The 22,923-nt window shown below is 63.5% G+C and carries 23 protein-coding genes; 7 read left to right on the top strand and 16 right to left on the bottom strand.

All coding sequences use genetic code 11. The features are described 5' to 3' along the window. Positions 1–7: 7 nt before the first annotated feature. Together BUA05_RS07200 and BUA05_RS07205 are read right to left on the bottom strand one after the other, a co-directional pair. Positions 8–874, bottom strand: a complete 867-nt coding sequence (locus BUA05_RS07200) for a hypothetical protein (RefSeq protein WP_072673987.1) — start codon at positions 872–874, stop codon at positions 8–10. Further along, positions 874–3,411: a cyclic nucleotide-binding domain-containing protein gene (locus tag BUA05_RS07205; RefSeq protein ID WP_072673988.1), complete on the bottom strand. Its 2,538-nt coding sequence runs from the start codon at positions 3,409–3,411 to the stop codon at positions 874–876. Before BUA05_RS07205 ends, BUA05_RS07200 begins: the two co-directional genes overlap by 1 nt. A 113-nt stretch (positions 3,412–3,524) precedes the next feature. On the opposite strand from BUA05_RS07205, the gene BUA05_RS07210 reads away from it, so the two are divergent. Further along, complete coding sequence (locus tag BUA05_RS07210; RefSeq protein WP_084662515.1) at positions 3,525–4,478, top strand: tetratricopeptide repeat protein; 954 nt, start codon at positions 3,525–3,527, stop codon at positions 4,476–4,478. 210 nt (positions 4,479–4,688) lie between these two features. Further along, the gene (locus BUA05_RS07215; protein ID WP_072673989.1) at positions 4,689–5,954 is read left to right on the top strand and encodes a GGDEF domain-containing protein; all 1,266 of its coding nucleotides are present in this window, start codon (positions 4,689–4,691) and stop codon (positions 5,952–5,954) included. A gap of 4 nt (positions 5,955–5,958) precedes the next feature. Here the strand turns inward: BUA05_RS07215 and BUA05_RS07220 are convergent, their stop codons facing one another. Continuing rightward, a complete protein-coding gene (locus tag BUA05_RS07220; protein WP_143150274.1) occupies positions 5,959–6,567 on the bottom strand; it encodes a GNAT family N-acetyltransferase in 609 nt (202 codons plus the stop codon). Between the two features lie 148 nt (positions 6,568–6,715). Here BUA05_RS07220 and BUA05_RS07225 point away from each other — a divergent pair, with 148 nt between their 5' ends. The 4 genes from BUA05_RS07225 (at position 6,716) to BUA05_RS14740 (ending at position 8,437) form a co-directional block, all read left to right on the top strand. Next, the gene (locus BUA05_RS07225; protein ID WP_072673990.1) at positions 6,716–7,114 is read left to right on the top strand and encodes a DUF2141 domain-containing protein; all 399 of its coding nucleotides are present in this window, start codon (positions 6,716–6,718) and stop codon (positions 7,112–7,114) included. Next, entirely contained in the window at positions 7,111–7,761 is a 651-nt protein-coding gene (locus BUA05_RS07230) for a TetR/AcrR family transcriptional regulator (RefSeq protein WP_086616467.1), read from the top strand. Before BUA05_RS07225 ends, BUA05_RS07230 begins: the two co-directional genes overlap by 4 nt. Then, positions 7,758–8,231 (top strand): DUF4188 domain-containing protein, encoded by a 474-nt coding sequence (locus tag BUA05_RS07235; RefSeq protein WP_072673991.1) that lies wholly within the window; start codon positions 7,758–7,760, stop codon positions 8,229–8,231. Before BUA05_RS07230 ends, BUA05_RS07235 begins: the two co-directional genes overlap by 4 nt. Positions 8,232–8,299: 68 nt before the next feature. Next, a complete protein-coding gene (locus BUA05_RS14740; protein ID WP_158093668.1) occupies positions 8,300–8,437 on the top strand; it encodes a hypothetical protein in 138 nt (45 codons plus the stop codon). Between the two features lie 413 nt (positions 8,438–8,850). On the opposite strand, the gene gdhA is transcribed toward BUA05_RS14740, so the two are convergent. From gdhA to BUA05_RS07295, 12 genes are all read right to left on the bottom strand, one after another. Further along, the gene (gene gdhA / locus BUA05_RS07240) at positions 8,851–10,206 is read right to left on the bottom strand and encodes an NADP-specific glutamate dehydrogenase (protein WP_072673992.1); all 1,356 of its coding nucleotides are present in this window, start codon (positions 10,204–10,206) and stop codon (positions 8,851–8,853) included. A 119-nt stretch (positions 10,207–10,325) separates the two neighbouring features. Then, complete coding sequence (hemN, locus tag BUA05_RS07245; protein ID WP_072673993.1) at positions 10,326–11,636, bottom strand: oxygen-independent coproporphyrinogen III oxidase; 1,311 nt, start codon at positions 11,634–11,636, stop codon at positions 10,326–10,328. A gap of 44 nt (positions 11,637–11,680) precedes the next feature. Next, positions 11,681–11,911 carry a hypothetical protein gene (locus BUA05_RS07250; RefSeq protein ID WP_072673994.1) on the bottom strand — a complete coding sequence of 77 codons (231 nt, stop codon included), beginning with the start codon at positions 11,909–11,911 and terminating at the stop codon, positions 11,681–11,683. After that, complete coding sequence (ccoS, locus tag BUA05_RS07255) at positions 11,908–12,060, bottom strand: cbb3-type cytochrome oxidase assembly protein CcoS (protein WP_072673995.1); 153 nt, start codon at positions 12,058–12,060, stop codon at positions 11,908–11,910. The genes BUA05_RS07250 and ccoS overlap by 4 nt, the downstream gene beginning before the upstream one ends. Then, positions 12,057–14,186, bottom strand: a complete 2,130-nt coding sequence (locus tag BUA05_RS07260) for a heavy metal translocating P-type ATPase (RefSeq protein ID WP_084662518.1) — start codon at positions 14,184–14,186, stop codon at positions 12,057–12,059. The genes ccoS and BUA05_RS07260 overlap by 4 nt, the downstream gene beginning before the upstream one ends. Beyond that, positions 14,183–14,638 (bottom strand): FixH family protein, encoded by a 456-nt coding sequence (locus BUA05_RS07265; RefSeq protein WP_072674059.1) that lies wholly within the window; start codon positions 14,636–14,638, stop codon positions 14,183–14,185. Before BUA05_RS07265 ends, BUA05_RS07260 begins: the two co-directional genes overlap by 4 nt. Next, the gene (gene ccoG / locus BUA05_RS07270; protein WP_072674058.1) at positions 14,638–16,065 is read right to left on the bottom strand and encodes a cytochrome c oxidase accessory protein CcoG; all 1,428 of its coding nucleotides are present in this window, start codon (positions 16,063–16,065) and stop codon (positions 14,638–14,640) included. The genes BUA05_RS07265 and ccoG overlap by 1 nt, the downstream gene beginning before the upstream one ends. Before the next feature lie 130 nt (positions 16,066–16,195). After that, positions 16,196–17,152, bottom strand: a complete 957-nt coding sequence (ccoP, locus tag BUA05_RS07275; RefSeq protein ID WP_084662519.1) for a cytochrome-c oxidase, cbb3-type subunit III — start codon at positions 17,150–17,152, stop codon at positions 16,196–16,198. Then, positions 17,133–17,297: a cbb3-type cytochrome oxidase subunit 3 gene (locus BUA05_RS07280; protein ID WP_072673997.1), complete on the bottom strand. Its 165-nt coding sequence runs from the start codon at positions 17,295–17,297 to the stop codon at positions 17,133–17,135. Before BUA05_RS07280 ends, ccoP begins: the two co-directional genes overlap by 20 nt. Then, positions 17,294–18,058: a cytochrome-c oxidase, cbb3-type subunit II gene (gene ccoO / locus BUA05_RS07285; RefSeq protein WP_072673998.1), complete on the bottom strand. Its 765-nt coding sequence runs from the start codon at positions 18,056–18,058 to the stop codon at positions 17,294–17,296. Before ccoO ends, BUA05_RS07280 begins: the two co-directional genes overlap by 4 nt. Positions 18,059–18,081: 23 nt before the next feature. Continuing rightward, positions 18,082–19,761, bottom strand: coding sequence for a cytochrome-c oxidase, cbb3-type subunit I (ccoN, locus tag BUA05_RS07290; RefSeq protein ID WP_072673999.1), 1,680 nt, complete (start codon positions 19,759–19,761; stop codon positions 18,082–18,084). A 76-nt stretch (positions 19,762–19,837) separates the two neighbouring features. Further along, positions 19,838–20,590 (bottom strand): Crp/Fnr family transcriptional regulator, encoded by a 753-nt coding sequence (locus BUA05_RS07295; RefSeq protein ID WP_143150275.1) that lies wholly within the window; start codon positions 20,588–20,590, stop codon positions 19,838–19,840. A gap of 149 nt (positions 20,591–20,739) precedes the next feature. On the opposite strand from BUA05_RS07295, the gene BUA05_RS07300 reads away from it, so the two are divergent. Further along, entirely contained in the window at positions 20,740–21,420 is a 681-nt protein-coding gene (locus BUA05_RS07300; protein WP_072674060.1) for an OmpW/AlkL family protein, read from the top strand. A gap of 88 nt (positions 21,421–21,508) precedes the next feature. On the opposite strand, the gene BUA05_RS07305 is transcribed toward BUA05_RS07300, so the two are convergent. Beyond that, positions 21,509–22,915 (bottom strand): DcaP family trimeric outer membrane transporter, encoded by a 1,407-nt coding sequence (locus BUA05_RS07305; RefSeq protein ID WP_072674001.1) that lies wholly within the window; start codon positions 22,913–22,915, stop codon positions 21,509–21,511. Positions 22,916–22,923 lie beyond the last annotated feature (8 nt).

The following is a 22,923-nucleotide window of genomic DNA, read 5'->3' on the forward strand; positions in this document are numbered from 1 at the left end:
GGCGACCTCACCAGTAGAAAAACACGCTGACGACATGCGCGATAAGCGCCGCAATCAGAGCAATAGTGAGCGGGATATGGATGAACAGCCAGATTTCCAGCAGAGCCCGGATGCGCAAGGCCCCGCGGATCTGGGCGAGTTGTTCGGCCCGTTTCGCCAGCAGGGTATGCACGCGGGCGGCGGCATCGGAAGCCTCGCCAACACCGGCGAGCGCGCGGGCGGTGGCGCAGCGCGGATATCTGCCGGTGATCCGCGAGATCGCACCGCCTGCAAAGCTATCCTGCGCCAGCGCGGCAATCACAAGATCGGCTTGATCGCGGCCCAGCGGCTGGGCGGCGCTTTCCAGCTGGCGGTCAATCGCGGTCAGCGCATCGAGCATCTGCGCGCGGGTCATTTCCTTGCGGTTGGCCGAAAGGCTGGCGGGCAGGGTGGCATAGGCAATCACGCCGTAAATCCCTGTCGCGATCACCAGCAGCATCAGGACATAGGCCAGCGTATGGACGTTCCAGCCGATCTGGAAACCGGTGTGGAGCGTGCCGACCACCACCAGCGACAGGCCAAGATAGACATGGGCCGATGTCCACGCCTTCAGGCTCCACGCGCCGGGATTGATCCGCCGCTTTCTCACCCCCAGCAGCGATAGCCAGATGATCAGGCCCAGCCCGATGGTGCCCAGCGTATAACCATACCATGATCCGCCATTGGGGCGCGGCTGCTGATCGATGAGCGCATAGCCAAGGAGACTGACCCCGCTCAGCGCCAGCGCAATCCACAGCCAGCGAAAGCCGCGGTGTCTGAGAAAACTGACGTGATCGGAATCGCGCCGTTTCTCGTCCTGCGAAAACCGCTTTGCCCCCCCCGCGCGCGTCGCCATTATTCGGCGTCCTCGGCAAGCTTGGTGAAGGTCAGGAACTTGTCGGGCGCAACGCGGATCGCCGCGCCGGTGGGGCAGGCGCGCACGCAGGCCGGACCGCCATCAATGCCGGAACACATATCGCACTTGATCGCCAGCTTGGCCTTGGGGGTAGCCTCTTTCTCGGCCTCTTTCTTGCGCCAGCCATAGGGTGCCTCGCCGGGGCCGGGGCCGGAACCGAACAGCATCCATTCGAGCAGGCTGGGCTTCTTGGGCGGCTTGGCATCCATGCGGATCACGCCGTAAGGGCAGTTGCGCTGGCAATTGCCGCAGCCGATGCAGGTTTCATCGATGAAGACCTCGCCATCCGGCCCGCGCTTGATCGCATTGGGCGGGCAATCGGCCATGCAATGCGGGTGTTCGCAGTGGCGGCAGGATGTCGGCACGTGGAGGTGGGCATAGGTGCGTCCCGCCTCGCGGTCCAATCTCGACAGGCCGTCATGGCTATCGGCGCAGGCTTTTTCGCAATTGTCGCAGCCGATGCACAGCTTTTCGTCGATCAGCAGCACGTCGGTTGCTTCGCCGATGCCGTTGTCGACAAGGAACTGCGCGGTTTCGGAATAGAGATCGACCGCGCCCGAAAATTCGTCCTTGCGGCTTTCGATGAAGGTGGTTGTGGCGCGCCGCCCGGCCATGTCCTTGAGCGCGCGTTCGCGCAGGGCAGGATTGCGTTCGAGCAATTCGAGGAAGCCTTCGCCCGGCAGGCGGATCACCTCGGACTTGATCGCCGTCTTGACCGTGGCCGTGCGCGACGATCCGTCGATCACCGCCATTTCCCCGAAATAGCTGCCCGCTGGCAGGTAGGACAGGAACACCGGACGCGTCCCGATCGCCTTTTCGACGATCATCGAACCGCGCCGGACGATAAACACGTCCTTGTCATCTGCGCCTTCGGTGACGACGATCTCGCCCGCGCGCTTTTCCTCGACCTTGGCTGAATCCACCAGCGGGGCGACATCTTCGCGCGTCAGGCCCGACCCAAACATCTGCAGCAATTGCCGTTCGATCGAAATCCGTTCGATCGCTTTCTTTGCTGCGGGCACCTGCGATTGCAGCTTGAGCGCGGCGAGGCGCGAGATTTCGACCACGATGGTGTCTTCGGCGGCGCGGATGGTCGCGCCCCGGCGGCGGCCCGAAATCAGCCCGACCTCGCCAAAGATCGATCCGGCCTCGATGGGGATGGTGATCGACGGATCCGCCGGATTGACCTCAACCGCCACCGATCCGCTGGCGATCCCGAACAGCGATGATCCGGGCGCATTGCGTTCAAAGATCACCTCGCCCGGACGGAAATGGCGCGCGGTCGAATCGAGCATGAATTCGCGCATCTGCAACGGGTTCATGCCGTTCAGGATCGACACGTTGGTGCGCAGGAATTCCAGCCATTCATCGGTGCTGCGCGATCCAGGAAGGTCCTTGAACTTCTCGACGATGATCGGCTCGTCCGCGGGCTTCAGCTCGGTGTTGCCATTGATGAACTCGATGACATCATGGCCCTGGTTCATGCAGTGCTTGATCAGCGGGTAGCCCGCCAGCGCGCCGATCACGAAGATGCCGGGCGCGGTCGATTCGAACACCGGTGAAAGCTTGGGAAAGGCGGTGCGGTCCTCGCTCGAAAACTCGATCCCGCACTCCTCCACGAACATGCGCGGCGGGGCTGATCCGATGCGGGCGATGATGCGGTCGCACGGGATGCGCAATTCGCCGTCGCGGGTGGTCAGCGTGATGAAGCCGGGCTCGATCGACTTGGTCTCGCTTTCGGTGCGGATCATCAGCTTGCCCGCTTCGTGATCCGCCATCAGCGCCTTGACGTTGGCGTCTTTGGCCGTGGGAAATTCCGTGCCGCGGTTGAGGATCGACACGGTGTTGCGCTGGGCCGGGTCTTCGGCCAGCCCGCGCGCGTTCTCGATTCCGGCGTCACCTGTGCCGACGATGATGATATGTTCATCGACATATTCGGCCGGGTCATCAAGCTGATACTGGACGTGCGGCAGATCGGCGCCGGGGCAGCGCATACGGTTGGGGTTGCCCTGCGTGCCAATGGCGAGGATCACGTTCTCCGCCATCACCGTCTCGCCATTGGTCAGTTCGATCGCATAGGGCGGGGCGTGGCGCTGGATTTCCTTGACCGTCCTGGTCCCATCACGCGCGCGCATCACGATCTGCTGGACAGAGCCGGGAATCGCATCGCCGGTGCCGCGGATCGCCTTGGCTTCGGCGTGGTATTTCACATTGACATTGTGACCTTCGATCTGTTCGTCCCAGACGCCGAGGATCGTCTCACGCTTGCCCGCTTCGAAATCGACGTCGCTGCGCAGCACCAGATTGCTGGGCGTCGCCATGACGTGCTTGCCCTTCTGGTATTTGTAGATGGTGTCCGACAGGTGGTCGGTCTTTTCCAGCAGGACATGGCTGAGCCCCAGCGCCGCCGCACGCGCGGCTGCGCTGAGCCCGGCAGGGCCCGATCCGATGATGGCAACCTTGAACGTCCCGGACAACTATCCTTCTCCCCTTTGCGGATAGATTGCGCCCCGCAGGGCACCATAGTCAAATGCGTCTCTGATGCCAGAGCGAATTGCCCGTCTTTGTCCACGGTGCTAGCGCTTGATCCATGGAAGCAACGGAACAACACGGCCCGGACGGGTCATCGAAGGCTGGCTGGATCTTGCTGGGCGCAGCGCTGCTGCTGGCGGCGGGCTCGATCGGCTATAATGTCTATGAAGGTTCGGGCGGGGGCGATGCAAGCGCGGTTGCCGAAGCGGGTGCGCCTTCGATCGCAGACCTGCGCGCAGCGGCCGAGGCATCGGCCGATGATGCCGGGCCGTGGAGCGATCTGGCCTTTGCCCATTTCCGGCAGGGCGAATTCACCGAGGCCGCCGCAGCCTATCGCCGCGCGGTCGCAATCGCGCCCGATGAAGCGGTGTTGTGGTCGGCGCTGGGAGAATCGCTGGTGATGGGCAGCGCGCGCGATCCGCTGCCGCCAGAGGCGCTTGACGCGTTCAACAAGGCATTGGCGCTCGACCCGACCGATCCGCGCGCGCGCTATTTCCTCGCCGTGAAGAAGGACATCGACAAGGATCACGAAGGCGCGATTGCGGCATGGCTCGATCTGCTCGCCGATACGCCGCCCGGCGCGCCGTGGGAAGCCGATCTGGTGCGCACCATCGAACAGGTCGGGGCGATCAACGCAATCGCCATCGCGCCGCGCCTTGCCAAGGTCCAGCAAAGCCGCACCCCGGCGCTGCTTGCGGCCGGCGGACCGGGCGATCCTGCGGGCGATCCGGCTTCGCCCCAGCTGCGCGGGCCAAGCGCGGCAGAGGTGGCCGCAGCCGGCGCAATGACCCCGAGCCAGCAGCGCGAAATGGCCGAAGGCATGGTTGCCCAGCTCGAAGCGCGGCTTCAGGACCAGCCGGACAATCCCGATGGCTGGGTGATGCTGATGCGCAGCCGCATGACGCTGGGTGAACCGGCCAAGGCGAAAGCCGCGCTCGATGCCGCGATCAAGGCCAATCCGGGCGAGGCGGCCGAATTGCAGCGGCAGGCGCAGGCGCTGGGGATCAGTTAGCGCGCCGGACCGGCTTTCGGGATGTTCGCGCACCGCGCGTTCTGGCGGATTTCGGCTGGAAAGCTAGCCTTGCCTCCCATCCTTGACGCGTGCTTGCAGCGGCGGGAACACCTGATCCCCCGTGGCTCCTTCACCAAGGCGCATTTAGACTGGAATTTAACCTCCTGATGGTAGCGCTTTTCGGGCAATCCCTTGCGCGAGAAATGATCAATGAAGCCTGCCACCCTCCTGCTTACGCCTGCCGCCGGCATCAGTCCGGCTGAAGTCGATGCGTGGGAAGACAGGATCGAGCTGCTGTCTCAACGCCACTTTCTTGACGGAATTGCCAACTGGCAGTCTGTCAATATCGTGCCTCTGATGTTGATCGGCATATTGGGCCTGTACCAACCCGACTGGCGGTTGACCGCTGCGCTGATCGCGCTGAACGGGCTGTGTCTTGCGGCAATGTTCGCCATCACCAGATATCTGCAACGGGCTGACAATCCGCCATCAAAGCAAAGGTTATGGCAATTTTACAATGGTTTGGCATTCTTGTCTGGCGGGTTGTGGGCGGGGCTTATGTTTCCTGTCGCGGCGACGCTTGGCAAGGATATCAACTCCACCTTTGTATGTGTGATCATCATCGTTTCGGTGGCGGTCACCAGCATGGTGATTGCAACCCGATGGCGCGGGTTTGTTCATTTCCTCGCCGGGGTGATGCTTTGCCTGGTGCCGCAGACCATTGCCTATATTGATCTGATCGGCCCCATTCCGCTGATTGCGACAATTGCGCTTGGCCCTGCGCTGTGGGGTCTTGCCGCTGCCGTCTATCGGCAGGACCGGTCGCTTATCCGGGTGCAGCTGGAAAAGGACCATCTGGCGCAGGAATTGTCGCGCGCGTTGGAGAAGGCGGAATTTCTCGCCAATCGCGATAGCTTGACGGGCCTGTACAACCGGCGGGCCTTCGAAACGGTGGCCAGTACGCTCAGATCAGCGCCGGACAGCGCGCCGATCTGCCTTGTGCTGATCGATCTGGATCATTTCAAATCGATCAATGATCGATACGGCCATGCAACCGGCGATTCAGTGCTGCAAAGCGCCGCCCGTGTGATTGTCGAAAGCATGAGGCCGAACGATATTCTGGGGCGCGGCGATGGGGCCGTTGCGCGCTGGGGCGGTGAAGAATTCCTGCTTATGCTGCCCAATTGCGCGCTGCCGCTGGCGGTGCAGATTGCCGAACGGTTGCGGGTCAGGCTGGGCGAGTTGACTGATCCTGCGTGGTCGGCGGATCTTGTCGTGTCCGGTTCGTTCGGCGTGGCATGCTGGGCACCGGAGGCGGCGCTGCACCAATGTATCAGCGATGCCGATCAGGCGATGTATCGCGCCAAACAGGCTGGACGCAACCGGGTCGAAGTCTGTCAGGCAGGCGATCGTGCTGCGACGCCGCATAAGCCGGATCGCCAGCGCCGGCTGAACCGGGCCGACGCACAGGATTGATCACTCAGCGGGAGGGGCGCAACATGCCCCAGAACTGCGGCCCGCCCGGGACCTGCCAGGTGCAGGAAACCTCAAATCCAAGTGCGCGATAGATTGGAAGATTGGCCGCGTCTGCGGTTTCCAGCCAGCATTTCGCCCGCTCCGCATCCGCGCGCGCCAGCCCGGCCCGGATCGCGGCACCGCCGAAGCCCTTGCCCCGGTGATCGGAATGGCACCCGGCATAGTGCAGATACCAGCATCCTTCGTTAGGCAGGTGGGCCTTGATCAACCCGGCAACCTTGGCCGCGCGGCCAATCGCCGGGCCGAAAGCGAGAAGGTAGGGCAGCCGCGTCCGGATTGCCTCCCACCGGCCTTCGTGCATTTGTGCCGGGCTGCGCCAGGCGGTGACGGCCTCAGCCTGCGACGTCATCATGATCGCGCCCGCGCGGACATCCTCGTCAAAAATGATCCGGAAGGCCCGGATCAGCGCACGGCGACGCGCCAGGGGATCGGGCAGGATATAGGAGAAAGCCGGTTCGTGCTGGAAGGCCTCTGCCAGCGTCGCGACCGCCGCGCCCCTGTCAGCGCGGGAGGGGGCGCGGCAAGGGATCGCGGCATTGGGCGGGTTTGGCATCGGGCTCTCCCAGGGCGGCAGGGTTGCGATCGGGACGATGCGCAATGGTGGTTGACAGTGTCAACTGATTGCGTAACTTGTTGACACTGTCAACACGAAAGCAGGTCTGATGTCGCACCGATTTCTGTCTTTGTGTGCCGTGCCTTGCGTGGCGGCGCTCGCGGCCTTTCCGGCACTTGCGGAAGATGTCATCGTGGTGGTCGCCGGTGCGGCAGACGTTCCGGGCGAGGTTGCCTGCCGATTGTACGACAGCCCCCGAAACTTTCCCTTCGGCAAGGGCGCTGAGGGCGAGGTTCGCAGCCGGCGCGGCGCCGATGGCACCGCCTGCGTCTTCCGCGATCTTGCGCCGGGCCAATATGCCCTGGTGGCGGCCATTCTTCCCAAGGGACAGGATGATGTGACCCGTGATTTTCTGGGCCGCCCGCGTCAGCCATGGGGGGTGTCGAACAACATCCGCCATGCCCTGCGTGCGCCCCGTCATGACGAGGCGATCTTCACGGTTGAGCGTGGCAAGACCACGCGTCTTGCGATCACCCTTGCGAAATGATGGCGCGGGCGGAACATAAGGCAGGCCCTGATCTGCGCGAGGCCTGCCTTGCCGAGGCGCTGGTCATCATCAGCAATGCGGGGGTCGAAAAACTCAGCATCCGCGAAGTTGCGCGCCGGATCGGGGTTTCGCATCAGGCCCCGTATCGGCATTTCGCCAGCCGCAATCACCTGCTGGCAGAGATCGTCCGGCGTGCCTTTGCCGATTTTGCGCAGGCGCTGCGCGGCCCGGCACCCACCGATGATCCGGCTGCCGATGCGCTTGCCATGGGCTTTGCCTATGTCCAGTTCGCCTTTGCCGAGCCGTTGAAATACCGCCTGATGTTCGGCGGCACGTTGCCTGATCCGGTCGATCATCCCGACATGATGCAGGGTGCCCGCGATGCCTTTGACGTGCTGCGCAATTCGCTGATCCGGCTCTATTCGGCGCGCGGGCAGCAGCCGGACCGCGAGACGATTGATCGTGAGGCCCTGTTTGCCTGGTCAAGCCTGCACGGGGTTGTCAGCCTGATGCGCACCGATGCGATCGGAACGCTGGATCTTGCGCCATCGGCCCGCGCCGATTTTGTGGCCCACGCCTTAAGGCAGGTCGGCACGGCGCTGGGCATAAACACAAGCGGCCAGGAACCGCACAGGGGATCGTCATGAACAGGATAATGCAAGGCCGCTGGACGGCGCGACCCGATGGGGAATTCGTGGTTTTCATTATCGGAATGCGGATCAACCAGTGGTGGATGGTGCATCGCTGGCTGCCGCTGATCAGAGCAATGGGCGGCATGATCCGTGAATTGTCGGCGCGGCCGGAATTGGGCTTCCTTGGCGGAAAGACGTGGTTCGGGCGCACGATCGTGCTGATCCAGTACTGGAAATCCTTTGATGATCTTGAAAGCTACGCCAAGGCGCGGGATCTCAGCCATGTTCCGGCCTGGGCTGATTTCAATCGCAGGATCGGGAATGATGGAACGGTGGGCATCTATCACGAAACCTATCTGATCGGGCCGGGGCAGTATGAGAATGTGTTCGTCAACATGCCTCCCACCTTGCTGGGCAATAGCGCGAATCTGACCGAGGCGAAAAGCGATCACGCATCGGCGCGTGGACGGATGGGGCGTTCCTGATCGCAAGACTGGGATTGGCAATACAGGGATTGGCGGGGCAGGGATTGGCGGGGCAGCCGGGGCAGCCGATGCCTTTCTGGAAAGCGTCGCGCTTCACCACACGCTCTCGATCTATCACCAATGCGGCCTGCATCATGATCGGAGAGAAGGGCCCCGAAATGATCGGGCGCGATTACGGGGTGAAGCTTTCGCAGTTCGTGGGCTGATCTGCGCAAGCCGCCCTTTGGCTCAAGATAGCAGACCTGACCGCTTCGGGGTCGCTCGCCGAATTTTTCGCTGTTGTCCCAATATCCCGACATGTTGCCGTCTGGGGGATGGGGTTCGGTGCGGCATTTGCGTGGTGGCGCGTTGCCGGGGGCGGCGCTGTTCCCGCAGCGGCGAGGCTGCGTTTCCACCGTGTTCAATTCTTTCTCGGTGCGAGGGCGGTGTGCATCCGGTTGTGCCGGATCAACCGCTTCGGGTTTCCGGTGGCCTGGGTTTCCGGCTCGCCAATGCTCCAAAGCCGCCTTGCCCGCTTTGTTCTGGGTCCGCTTTGGTCTGGGCCCGCTTTGGTCTGGCAATCGGAAATGCAACAAGGCCTCCGCACGCGGGCGGAGGCCTTGTCGGCGGGGTCAGGGGGTCACACCACCCCGAAAGCCAGCATCGCGTCGGCGACTTTCTTGAAGCCTGCGATATTCGCGCCCTTGACGTAATCAATATGGCCATCGCCCTGATCGCCATAGGTCAGGCAGCGTTCGTGGATCCCGGCCATGATGTCCTTGAGCATCTGCTGGAGCTCTTCTTCCTTCCACGAACGACGTTCGGAATTCTGGCTCATTTCCAGACCCGACACCGCAACCCCGCCCGCGTTGGACGCCTTGCCCGGCGCGTAGAGCAGCTTGGCGTGCTTGAAGGTGTGCACGCCATCAAGATCGGTCGGCATGTTGGCACCTTCCGACACCGCGCGGCAACCATTGGCGACCAGCATCTTCGCATCTTCGCCGAGCAGTTCGTTCTGGGTGGCGCAGGGCAGGGCCATGTCGCAGGGCACGCCCCACGGGGTCTTGCCCGCATGGAAACTGGCCTTGGGAAAGGCCTCGACATATTCCTCGATCCGGCCGCGGCGATGGGTCTTGTGGGTCTTTACCCAGTTGATCTTTTCCTGATCAATGCCGTCGGGATCATGGATAAACCCGCCCGAATCCGACAAGGTCAGCACCTTGCCGCCCAGTTGCACGATCTTTTCCGCCGCATGGGTCGCAACATTGCCCGAACCGGAGATGACCGCGGTCTTGCCGACCAGATCTTCACCCTTGGTTGCCAGCATGTTTTCAAGGAAATAGACCGCACCATATCCGGTTGCCTCAGTGCGGATCAGGCTGCCGCCCCATTCCAGCCCCTTGCCGGTGAGCACGCCGGTAAAGTGGTTGGTGATGCGCTTGTACTGGCCGAACATATAGCCGATCTCGCGCCCGCCGACGCCGATATCGCCCGCCGGCACGTCAACATCTGCGCCGATGTGGCGGTACAGTTCGGTCATGAAGGACTGGCAGAAACGCATGATCTCGCGCACGCTCTTGCCCTTGGGATTGAAGTTGGAACCGCCCTTGCCGCCGCCCATGGGAAGGCCGGTGAGCGCGTTCTTGAAGGTCTGTTCGAAGGCGAGGAACTTCAGCACCGATTCGGTCACCGAAGGGTGGAAGCGGATGCCGCCCTTGTAGGGGCCGATGGCGTTGTTGTTCTGCACCCGCCAGCCGCGCTGGACGCGGATATTGCCATTATCGTCTTCCCAGCAGACGCGGAAGGAAACCACGCGGTCAGGCTCGGCAATGCGGCGCAGGATCTGCTGCGCGTGATATTCTTCCTTATCCTCCATGAATTCAAAGATGTCCTCGGCCACTTCCTGGACCGCCTGGACGAATTCGGGTTGATAAGGATTGCGTTTTTTGACCCCTTCCATGAACTGGTTAAGGTCGACGTGATCGGTAACGGCCATGAAATTTTCCCCCCAAAGGATTGATCGGTGCGCCCGATAGAGACTCCGGCTTTTGTTTGCGGCGCACTATCCGCGCAAAGCACCGCGCATGCAAGGCGGATAAAGGGGGGAAGAGGTGTTCAGATGGCTGAACTGAAGCGCCGCTGGGTTACCGCACGGTAGGAATCGAACATTGCGGCGATGACCCGGGCATAGGGCAGCCCGTCCGGCAGGATGCGCAGGATGTTGCCGGAAAGCGTGGCCAGCCCGGCCTGCGTGAAGGGCGCGAGGCGTTCGCGCACCTCCGCGATCAGGCAAGGCGACAATTGCGCTTCGCCCCGGCACAGCAGCGCCTCGATCACGCCGCCGCGCAGGCGGTCTTCGGGTGAGCGGGCAATGCCATGGCTGGCCGAGAGCCGTCCCGCAGCCGAGAGCGCGCGATAGCGGCCATTGTGTTTTTCGTTCTGGGCGATGAGGCCGGGAAAGCCGCTGATCGCGCTTGATCCCATGCCGATCAGCACTTCGGAAGGATCGTCGGTAAAGCCTTGGAAATTGCGTCTCAGCGTGCCCGCGCGGGTGGCCTGCGCCATCGGGTCATGCGGCAGGGCGAAATGATCGAAGCCGATCGCCTCGTAGCCAGCGCGGTCGAGGAATTCATGCGCCTGCGCGGCCATGGCAAAGCGCGCCTCGCCGCCGGGCAGGGTGCTTTCCGGGATCATGGTCTGGCGCGGCACCAGATGCGGCACGTGGGCATAACCGAACACTGCGACCCGCTCTGCCCCCAGCATCCGGGTATGTTCGAGACTGTCGGCAAGGTCGATGTCGGTCTGGTGCGGCAGGCCATACATCAGATCGAAATTGAGCGATGTCACGCCGCCCGAACGCAGCCAGTCGATGCTGCGGCAGATCATCGCAACCGGTTGCTCGCGTCCGATCGCTGTCTGGCAATGGGGGGCAAAGGTCTGCACGCCCATGCTGGCGCGGGTGATGCCGACCTCGCGGATCAGGTGGCCCCATTCGGCGGTCAGGCTGCGCGGGTCGAGTTCGATTGACCATTCGGGGTCGAACAGCGGGAAGTGGGCGTGCAGGGCATCGACCAACGCCATGAATTCGTGCGGAGCGATCGCATTGGGGCTGCCTCCGCCAAAGGCGATGCGGCGAACGCGCGCCGAGGCAGGCAGCAGGCTGGCAACCGTCGCGAGTTCCTGATGCAGGGCTGCAAGATAGGTTTCCACCCGCGCGCGTTTGCCCGATGCCCCTGTGTTGCAGCCGCAGTAATAGCAGATTTTCTCGCAGAACGGGATGTGGAGATAGAGCGACACATCGCCGTCCGCTCCGGCAATGGCGCGTTCGATCACGCCCTCTTCGATTGCCCCGAAATCGGCGGCGGTGGGATAGCTGGTGTAACGCGGCACCGGCGTGGCGAGGAGTTCTGGGTGATAGGTCCACATGAGGTGCTTAGAGCGTTTCCGGCGTCACCCGTCTTTGCGCGAGATCAAATACCGTGTTTTGTGCGCTTGTGGTTGTGCTGGGCACGGCAGGCACCGGCGTGGCAAGCCTTGGGGTGGCATTGGCCCTCACTGGCGGGAACCTTGTCCTTGCCCAGCGGAATGGCGATGGTGCCGCCATTGCACAATTGCGCGGTGATTGCGGCGGTCTCGGCGGGCAGGGGGCCGATCAGCACCGGGACCAGTGCGGCCATGGCCATAGGCAGAGCGCCAGTCATTCCTCGTCATCCTCATCCTCGATCAGGATGCGGCTCGCCGCGCCGTCCATATCGTCATACTGTCCGTCGCGCATCGACCACAGGAAGGCGACGAGGCCCAGCAGCCCCATGCCGAGCGCGATCGGGATAAGGAACGCAAGGCCGGTCATGGCCGGGTACTGCGGGCAAGGCGCAGCGAATTGGCGACCACCACCAGCGAACTCACCGACATGGCGATGGCGGCGATCAGCGGGGTGACGAGGCCGAACAGCGCCAGCGGCACGGCGAACACGTTATAGGCAATCGAGAAGGCGAAATTCTCGCGCACGATTTTCATGGTGCGCCGCGCCACCTGCACCGCCAGCGCGACCGGCATCAGCTTCTCGCCGATGAACACCGCATCAGCGGCCTGCTGGCTGGCGTCCGACGCGGTGCCCGGCGCGATCGAGGCGTGGGCGGCGGCAAGCGCGGGGCCATCATTCAACCCATCGCCCACCATCAAGGGGCGGCGACCGTCGGCTTTCAGGGCTTCCAATGCGGCGAGCTTGGCCTGCGGGCTGGCTTCGGCCTCGGCGGCAAGGCCCAATTCGCGGGCCATCGCCGCGACCGGCGCGGCGCGGTCGCCCGAAAGGATGCTGGCGGCAATCCCCTGCCCGCGCAAGGCGGCGAGCGTGGCGGCAGCATCGCTGCGCAGCGGATCGGCGAAAGTGATGGTTTGCGCGGTGTCCCCGATCCGCAGCCGGGTGGCGAGAGCCTGTTGCTCTCCCTCCGGCCGTTCGAGAGCCACATTCATGCCCTGCCAGCGCCCGATCAGCCCCGCGCCGCTGACTTCGCGGATGTCTTCGACCGCGGCAGGTTCAACCCCTGCGCGCAAGCACGCCGCAGCAAGCCCGCGGCTCAAGGGATGGCGGCTCGCCTGTGCCAGTCCCAGCGCCACGCTGCGCGCCTGCGGGTCGAGCGCGGCAACATCCGCGCACGGCTCTCCCAGCGTCAGGGTGCCGGTCTTGTCGAACAGGGCCACGTCGCATTCGGCGAGGCGTTCCAGCGCGCTGCCGTCCTTCACCAGCAGGCCCCGGCGCAGCAGCGCGCCGCTCGCCACAACCTGCGCGGCGGGAACAGCCAGCCCCATCGCGCAGGGGCAGGTGATGATCAGCACCGCAATCGCGATCACCAGCGACTGGTGCCAGCCCGCGCCCGCAATCATCCAGCCGATAAAGGCCAGCGCGGCCAAGCTGTGCACCACCGGGGCATAAAGACGGCTGGCGCGGTCGGCGATGCGGACATAATGGCTGCGCGATTGCCCCGCTTCGTCCATCAACCGGGCAATTTCGGCAATCGCAGTGTCATCGGCAACATGGGTCAGGCGCACCCGGATCGGGGCGCTGAGGTTGATTGCGCCCGCGTGAACTGCGCTGCCCGGCCCGACCGGTTCCGGCGCGCTTTCCCCGGTCAGCATGGCATTGTCGATGGCGCTGGTGCCATCCTCCACCGCGCCATCGGCGGCAAGCGCTTCCCCGGCGGCGACCAGCACCAGCATGCCGGGTTCCAGATTGCCAGCAGGCACGCGGCGGGTGGTGCCATCGGCGCCGATCACGCTGGCGGCCTTGCCCATCCGCCCCAGCAGCGCGCCGATCCCGGCGCGGGTGCGGGTGCGCATTTCGGCATCGAGCGCGCGCCCGGCCAGCAGGAAGAACAACAGCATCACCGCGCTTTCGAAATAGGCGTGCCCGCCGCCGGTGATGGTCTCATACAGGCTGAGCGCGGTGGCCAGAATCACGCCGATCGAAATCGGCACATCCATGTTGGTGCGCCTGTGGCTCAGCGCCATCCATGCCGAAGCAAAGAAGGGCCGCCCCGAATAGGCGATCACCGGCAGGGCAATCAGCGCCGAAAGCCAGTGGAACAGATCGCGCGTCGGCCCTTCGGCGCCGGACCAGATGCTGACCGACAGCAGCATAACGTTCATCATCCCGAAGCCCGCCACGCCCAAGGCGCGCATCAGCTGCTGGCGTTCCCCGGTTTCTTGCCCCAGCGGATTGTCGGCCACGGGTTGCGCTTCAAAGCCGAGGTTGCACAAGGCTTCGGTCAGGCGGTCTTCGCCTATCGCCGGATCGTGCTGGATTGCCACGCGCTTTGCGGAAAAATTGGCGCGGGCGGCGATGATGCCGTCGACTTTGGGCAATTCGCGCTCGATCTTGGCGATGCAGCCCGCACAGCGCATCCCCGGCACAGTGAAACGGGTCGCGGTGAGCGTGCGTTCGTCAGCGGCAGCGATGATGGGGGCCACGGCGTTCACTTCAGCTCGCTTTCCCCGGCCCAGTCCTGCCCGGCAGCGGCAATCGCCATCCGCATGGTCCAGCGCCCTTCGGCGACCGTCTCGATCGATAGCCAGCGGCCTTCGCCTGCCGGTGCGAAAGTGAGGCTGGCAAAGTCCTTTGCGCCAATCGGACGGCGCAATTCGGCGGTGATCGCCGCGCCCGCAGGCACACCTTCGGTCGTCAGCATCAACCGCCCATCGCCGCGCCGTTCAGCCTGAACGTCCCAGCCCAGCGCCCGCGATTTTTCCGCAGCATCAAGCCAGGTGTTGAAGTTCTGGCTGGCGACATAGGAATTTTCCACCACCACGCCGTGAAATCCGCCCACCGCAAAGCTGGCCATGACCAGATTGACCGCAATGACGATCCCGAACCCGCCGACGAACACCATCGCCATGTGCCTGCCGGTAAATTCCTTGCGATTGGCGGCCATCATTCATTCCCCGGCATGGCAAAGGTGGTTGTCGCAACGTCCTGTTCGCCCTGTTCGTCGAGCGAGGTCAGGCGGAAGGTGAAGGCATCGGCGCGTGTCCCCGGCGGCAGCATCACATAGGCGCGCACCACCTTGGTTTCGTTGGCAGGCACCGCGATGATCTGTTCGGGCGCGGCGTTTTCAAGGGCAACCGCATCGGTCCACATCACCGCGCCCGCAGGCAGGCCGGTCAGTGCCACTTCCATGTCGCGCGGGCGCGATTCCATGTTGCGCAGGCGCAAGGTGTAGGCGTTGCGCACCGAACCATCCTTCAGCAGCATATAGGGCGGATTGCGGTCGGGCGAAACGGTGAGATCGGTGTGCGTGCGCGTGCCAAGCGCAAACAGCATCGCCGCCCCGATTGCGCCCCAGATGCCGAAATAGATGAAGGTGCGCACCCGCAACAGCGCCTTCCATGCCGGTTGCGCAGGGGCGCCGGCGGCTTCGGCTTCGCATTGTTCCAATGTCGCATAGTCGATCAGCCCGCGCGGGCGGCCGATATCTGCCATGACCTTGTCGCAGGCATCGATGCACAATGCGCAGGTGATGCAGCCAACCTGCTGGCCTTCGCGGATGTCGATGCCCGTCGGGCACACCGCGACGCATTGCAGGCAATCGATGCAGTCGCCGTACTGATCGGGGTTCTTCGCTGCCTTTTTCACGCTGCCACGCGGTTCTCCGCGCCAGTCCTTGTAGGTGACGATCAGCGATCTTTCATCGAGCATCGCAGTCTGGATGCGCGGCCAGGGGCACATGTAGATGCACACCTGTTCGCGCATGAACCCGCCCAGCCAGAAGGTGGTGCCGGTCAGGATTGCGACCGTGGCATAGGCAACCGGCGCGGCTTCGAGGGTGAAGAAGTCCACCAGCAAGGTCGGCGCATCGGCGAAATAGAGGATCCATGCGCCGCCCGTCGCCATGCTGATGACAAGATAGATCGACCATTTGGAAAGCCGCCGCGCGATCTTGGATGCTGTCCATGGTGCCTTGTCCAGCCTCAGCCTTGCATTGCGGTCGCCATCGATCAGGCGATCAATATGCTGGAACAGGTCGGTCCACACAGTTTGTGGGCAGGCATAGCCGCACCACGCCCGGCCCACCGCGCTGGTGACAAGGAACAGGCCGATACCCGCCATGATCAGCATGCCGGCGACGAAGTAGAATTCGTGCGGCCAGATCTCGATATCGAACATGTAGAAGCGGCGATGCGCAAGGTCGATCAGCACCGCCTGATCGGGGGCATAAGGCCCGCGATCCCAGCGGATCCACGGGGTGACGTAATAGATCGCCAGCGTGACCAGCATCACCAGCCATTTGAAGCGCCGGAACGGGCCATCGATCCGCTTGTTATGGACGGTCTGGCCCTTCTGGTAGAGTTCGCTGCCCATAAAGCCGTGGCCCCCCGCATCGGCGGAGGGCGGACCGGATGCGGCAGATCGGGGCGCCTTGTCCGGGAGCGCCCCGGCCCAGTCCCGCGGTTCTTTCGCAGGCGGTGCGGGGCGCTCGACATCCTTGGGATCAGCCATCAGTTTCCGCCTGTGCGGCTTGCGCCACTTCGGTTTCGGCCATGACGTCATCCTGTGCCGGGGCTGCCTGCTGGCCCCCCCCGCGCGAGTGCACGTAAGCTGCCAGCATCTTGATCGTCACCGGATCAAGCCGGTCCTTCCATGCCGGCATGACGCCATGTCGCGGGGCAAGGATCTGCTTCTTCACCTCGGCCTCTGTCCCGCCGAACAGCCAGATCGCATCATTCAGCGCTGGCGCGCCCATTTCCGGCATCCCGCCGCCCGCCGGGCCGTGGCACGCTGCGCAATTATCGGCGAACAGGGTCGCGCCGACGGCGGTGGATGTGCCCTTGCCCGACAACGAAAGCACGTGAGCGGCCAGCGCATTGACCTCGCCCGCATCGAACATGCCTTCGTATGCTGGCATATAGTTGACGCGGGTCGCGTCGGCGCCTTCCCAGCGGATGCCGTGAGTGATCGAATATTCGATCTCGGTCAGGGTGCCTCCCCAGATCCAGTCATCATCATTGAGGTTGGGATAGCCCGCCGAACCCGCCGCGCCCGCGCCGTGGCACTGGACGCAATTGACCTTGAACGCCGCCGCGCCGCCGGCAACCGCCTGCCCCATCAGTTCGGGCGAGGCGATCAGCTTTTCGATATCGGTCGCGGCGATCTGTTCGAAAATCCCCTGCCGCGCAAGATCCGCGGCGCTCATTTCCTTGGCAAGCTGGCCCCGGCTTGACCAGCCGAGCGTGCCAGAGGTCGCCTTGTCGATCAGCGGCCAGGCCGGATAGAGCACGACATAAACCGCCGCCCAGGCAATGGTGGCGTAGAAGGTCCACAGCCACCAGCGCGGCAACGGGGTGTTGAGTTCCTCGATGCCGTCCCATTCGTGGCCGACGGTTTCGGTGCCGGTCGGCTCGTCGATGCGCCGACCATTATTGGTGCGATCATTGCCCATCATGGTCATCCTTGAAAATCGAGTGCTTGGCCGCCTCCACGTGGCGCTTCGCCCCGGGGCGGAAGTGCCACAGGCAAAGCGTCAGATAGAGCGCGAAGATCACCGCCAGCCCGTAGGAATCGGCGAAGTGGCGCAAGGTTTCGTAGAGGCTCACCGCCCTTTCTCCTCGGCCAGATTTTCCTGCGCAGCGGCGCTGTTTACATCGACCAGCGTGCCAAGCATCTGGAGATAGGCGACCAGTGCGTCCATTTCGGTCACGCGTTTGGGATCGCCGTCATAATCGCGGATCTGCGCCTTGGGATAGCGCTCCACCAGATCGCCCGCGTCAAGATCGGGATTGGCCTGCGCCATCAGGTCGTTCGGGGCCATTTCGATGTCGATATCGCTATAGGGCACGCCCACCCGTCGCAATGCGACGAGGGTGGCCGAAGGATCGGGCACCTTCAGCTTCGTTTCGGCCAGAAAGCTGTAATTGGGCATGATGCTTTCCGGCACGACGCTGCGCGGGGCCTTGAGGTGCTGGACATGCCATTCGTCAGAATAGCGCCCGCCGACCCGCGCCAGATCCGGCCCGGTGCGTTTCGAACCCCACTGGAAGGGGTGATCATACATCGATTCCGCCGCGAGGCTGTAATGGCCATAGCGTTCGACCTCGTCGCGGAACGGGCGGATCATCTGGCTGTGGCAGGTATAGCAGCCTTCGCGGATGTAGATGTCGCGGCCCGCCTGTTCGAGCGGAGTGTAAGGACGCATCCCCTCCACCTTCTCGATCGTGTTGTCGATCCAGAACAGGGGCGCGATTTCCACGATCCCGCCGATCGCCACGGTCACGAAAGTGGCCGCCGCGAGCAGGGTGACGTTCTTCTCCAGCTTCTTGTGGCCTTCGAAGGGTTCCTTGCGATTGGTATCAGTCATGTTTCGCTTTCCTTCTCGCCCGCTCATTCAGCCGGCTGGGCTTGCGGTTCGGCCAGAGGTTTCGGCGATATCGGCCGGTCGGCAGCTTCATCATGCGCGGTGTCGCCCATCGGCGCTTCATCGCGCAGCTTGCCCGCGATCGTCATCCACACGTTGTAGGCCATGATCACGGCACCGGTGAGGTAAAGCAGCCCGCCGAAGGCCCGCATCAGGTACATCGGGTGCAGCGCCGCGACGGTGTCGACAAAGCTGTTCACCAGATAGCCGTCCGAGCCATATTCGCGCCACATCAGGCCTTGCGTGATCCCGGCGACCCACATGCTGGCGGCGTAGAAAACGATCCCCAGCGTTGCGAGCCAGAAGTGCCAGTTGATCATCCGCAGCGAATACAGCCGTTCGCGTTGCCACAGGCGCGGCACCAGGAAGTAGACGCAGGCGAAGGTGATCATCCCGTTCCACCCCAGCGCGCCGGAATGGACGTGGCCGATGGTCCAGTCGGTATAGTGCGACAGGCTGTTCACCGCCTTGATCGACAGCATCGGGCCTTCAAAGGTGCTCATCCCGTAAAAGGCGAGCGCGAGCACCATCATGCGGATGATCGGATCGGTGCGGACCTTGTCCCACGCGCCGTTCAGCGTCATCAGCCCGTTGATCATCCCGCCCCAGCTGGGCATCCACAGCATGATCGAAAACACCATGCCCAGCGTCTGCGCCCAGTCGGGCAGGGCGGTGTAGTGCAGGTGGTGCGGACCCGCCCAGATGTAGAGGAAGATCAGGCTCCAGAAGTGGATGATCGACAGGCGGTAGGAATAGACCGGGCGGTTCGCCTGCTTCGGCACGAAGTAATACATCATCGCGAGGAAGCCCGCGGTGAGGAAGAAACCCACCGCATTGTGGCCATACCACCACTGGGTCAGCGCATCCTGCACGCCGGCAAAGGCCGAATAGCTCCGCGTGCCGAGGAAGCTTACAGGCACGGCCAGATTATTGACCACGTGCAGCATCGCAATGGTGACGATGAAGGCGAGATAGAACCAGTTGGCGACGTAGATATGCGGTTCATGGCGGCGCAGCAGCGTGCCGACAAACACCGCCAGATAGGCCAGCCACACCACGGTCAGCCACAGGTCGACATACCATTCCGGCTCGGCATATTCCTTTGATTGGGTGATGCCGAGCAGGTAGCCGGTGGCGGCCAGCACGATGAACAGCTGATACCCCCAGAACACGAAACGGGCGAGGCCGGGGAAGGCCAGCGTGGTGCGGCAGGTGCGTTGCACGACATAGAAACTGGTCGCAATCAGCGCATTGCCGCCAAAGGCAAAAATCACCGCAGAGGTGTGCAGCGGGCGCACCCGGCCGAAATTGAGGTAGGGTTCAAGGTTGAGCCACGGAAAGGCCAGCTGCGCAGCGATGAACACGCCCGCGAGCAGCCCCGCAAGGCCCCAGAACATCGTCGCAATCACGCCCCAGCGGATCACGTCGTCATCATAGCGCGATGGGCCGGGGGGCATCTTGAAGATGCTCTGCGCGCGCGCCAGCGGATCATAGCTGCCCAGCGTGGCAAAGATCAGAATTACCGCCACCAGCGCAACGATCCCCATGTGGATCGCAAACCCGCTGTCCGGGGTGAGCGCGATAGCACTAATGGCTGCGAGCAGGACAAGCGCCCAGACCCCCAGCCGCCTTACGACTGCTTCCATGATGATATGTCCCTTCCGTCAAGCCGCCTTCTAGCGTGCCCCGGCAATTGCGTTGTTGATCCAGATCAAATTCGTGTCAGTTTTTGGGTGTCATGCCTGCTTGACTGGTGGGCCTTCCGGCCAGTCTTGCCAGCGCGGCAACGTCCGAAAGACAGACTTTGGAACGCCCTTCGGTCTCCACCAGACCGGCCTCGCGCAGTTCGGTGAACTGGCGGCTGACGGTTTCGATGGTGAGGCCAAGGCTGTCGCCGATATCGCGGCGGCTCATCGGCAGGGCGAAGGCGCAGGCCCCCTTGGTGCAGCCGGTCAGCCGTTCGGCCATCGACACGAGGAAGTCGGCGATCCGTGCGCCTGCGGACTTGTGGCCCATCTGCATCATCCGCGTGCGGCTGCGATGCAGCGCCTGCAAGCTGCGGGCAAGCACCGATCGCAGCACCGCCGGATCACCCTGGGCAATGTCGAGAAAACGTTCCGCCGGGAACACCAAGAGATCGCAATCGGTCAGCGCCGCGAGGCGGAAACCGCCCCAGGTTTCACTGGCGCTCTGGCGCGGGACCGAGATCATGTCGCCGCCGAAATGGAAGGCGAGCACCTGATTGACCGGCGAGGCCGCCACTGGCCGGGCAACCAGCTTGGCCGAACCGCTGGCGATATGGACCAGCCGGTCATCGCGCGGATCGGGTGCAAGTTCCTCGCCCTTGGCCAGATGCAGGCCATAGCCGATCGCGCACAGCCGGTCGGCGGTCGGCTGCGCGCCGGTTCCCGCCGGCAAGGCATCGCGGAAAGCCGCGATACTGTCATGCCCGAAAGAGGTGCTGATCGTCGCCATGATGGGGCTGCAATGAACGAATGGCGCATGCAGGTCTTTGATCAGGATCAATGAGAGCGCTGCGCACCTGCGGCTATCGGGCAGCCATAGGCAGCAAGCATCATGGGCCGCGCAAGGCGGTCACTGCTGCCGTTGAAGGACGGAGTGACATGAAGACTTTTCTGATGCTTGGCGGTGCAGCTCTCGTGCTGGCCGCGACCCCGGCAATGGCGCAGGACGATACCGAAAGGGCGGGCGACATCCAGTTCAAGGTGCTTGCCACCGGCGTGCTGCCCGATGGCAAGATCACCGCGGTCAATGTCGATCTTGTGGGCTTGCCGGCAAACACCCAGACCAAGGCGAGCGACAATTACGTCCCGACCATCGCGGTGGAATATTTCCTCACCCACAATGTCTCGATCGAGACGATTGCCGGGACCACCCAGCACGATGTCGATGCCACGGCGGGCCTGCCGGTGGGGGCCGAACTGGTGTCGGACGCGCTGCTGCTGCCGGCAACGGTGACGGCAAAGTACCATTTCGATCTGGGCGCGGTGAAGCCCTATGTCGGTGGCGGCGTGGCCTATTTCATGTGGCTCTCTGACAAGCCGGGCGCGGCGACGATCCCGCTGGGGGTCACCGATACCGACCTGTCGGATGAATTCGGCTTTGCACTGCAGGCCGGTTTCGACGTGCCGCTGGGTGATAAGGGGTTTGGCCTGAGCTTTGATGCCAAGCGTTACTTCATCGATACCACCGCGCGCTGGTTTGCCGGCAATACGCTGGCGATCGAAACCGAACACAAGCTTGATCCGTGGGTGATCAGCGCAGGCGTTGCCTACCGCTTCTGACCTCGGACGACAGGCATGGCAAACCCCGCCAGCGCGCTGCTGGCGGGGTTTTGCATGATTGGGCCTGGCCGGGTCGGGCAGGAGCCGATCAGAAGTTGTAGCGGGTGGAGAGCATCAGGCGCCTGAGATCGCCCGACCGGCCATCTTCAAGCGTGCGCTGCGCATACATCAGCTCAATGCCGATATCGAGCGGGTCGACGGGGGTCCAGATGAGGTTCGCCAACCCGCTCCAGCTTTCGTCTGTGACCTGATTGGTGGTCAGCATCACCGGGTTATCGGCCTTGAAATAGGCCCCCGACACGACCGAGCGCAGGCGCTTGCCCCACCAGTGCTGGTAGGCGGCAAAGCCTGACCAGGTTAAGATCGGATCAAGATTGCCGCTTTCATCCACGGCTGCGTCATTGACGATGTTGACCCCGATATAGCGCCCCAGACCATCGCCCGCGGTGGCCATGAAACGGATGTCGTCGCGCGCGCCCACCCTGACCTTGCCCGACAGGCTGAGGCCATATCCCAGCGCATCATCGGCATTGCCGAAATCATCGTCAGACATCGTCAGCTTGCGTCCGATTGCCGCCGCGGTCAGCGTGCCCCAGTCGCGCCTGTGATCATACCGCACCACGATATCGGGGATGGTATCATCGCCGGTAATCACCCGCCCGCCCGTGCGCGATGTCACCACGGTTTCGGATTGTTCGGCGGCGATCTGCCAGCCGTTCTTGCTCCACCGCACCATCGGCTGGCGGGCGAACACCGTGCCCGGCGTGGGGCCGATGAAATCGAGGCTGTCGGGCAGTGCGCCGACATTCTGGAAGGTCGACCATGCCTGCCCGAACAGCCAGTTATCATAGGTGATGAACGCCTGCCGCATGCGCGGGACGTAAGAATTGCTGACCCGTTCATCGCCGCCTTCGGTAACCATGAAATCCAGCTCGATATGCGAATTGAGCTTGTGTTCTGGCCCGACATCGGTCGCGGTTTTCAGGATGAAGCGCGTCTGGCGGGCGCTGAAGTCGGTGTCGTAACCCGAAGCCTTCCCGCCGACCGGGATCAGGCCGGGGATCAGGAAGTCGCGCAGCAGGCTGCCGCTTGGCAATTGCCCGCCGCTGGTGGCTTGCGCGATGGCATCGACCTTGACGTAGCCGGCATAGGCAACGGTAGTGTTGCCGACGCGGAAGCCCTTGTCTTCCTGCGCCTTGGGCACGGCGATCTGCTGGGCGAGTTCGGCCTGACGATCCTTGAGATCCCGCGTGGCAGCCAGCAATGCGGCGCTCTGGTCGCGCATTTCGGCCTGCTGGGCGCGCATGGCGTTGTCCTGCGCCGAATGATTGCCCGCCTCGGCATCCAGCCGTTCGATCAGCCCTTCGACCAGCTGCTCCAGCCGTTCGATACGGGCCTCCACGCTGGCATCCTGCGCCAGGGCCGGGCTGGCCGACAAGGCGGTTGCCGCGAGCAATGCCGCCCGCACCGCGCCACCTGCGCGCAACTGCTCCATCAAACCCC

This window comes from Erythrobacter sanguineus, assembly GCF_900143235.1.
Lineage (GTDB): Bacteria > Pseudomonadota > Alphaproteobacteria > Sphingomonadales > Sphingomonadaceae > Erythrobacter > Erythrobacter sanguineus.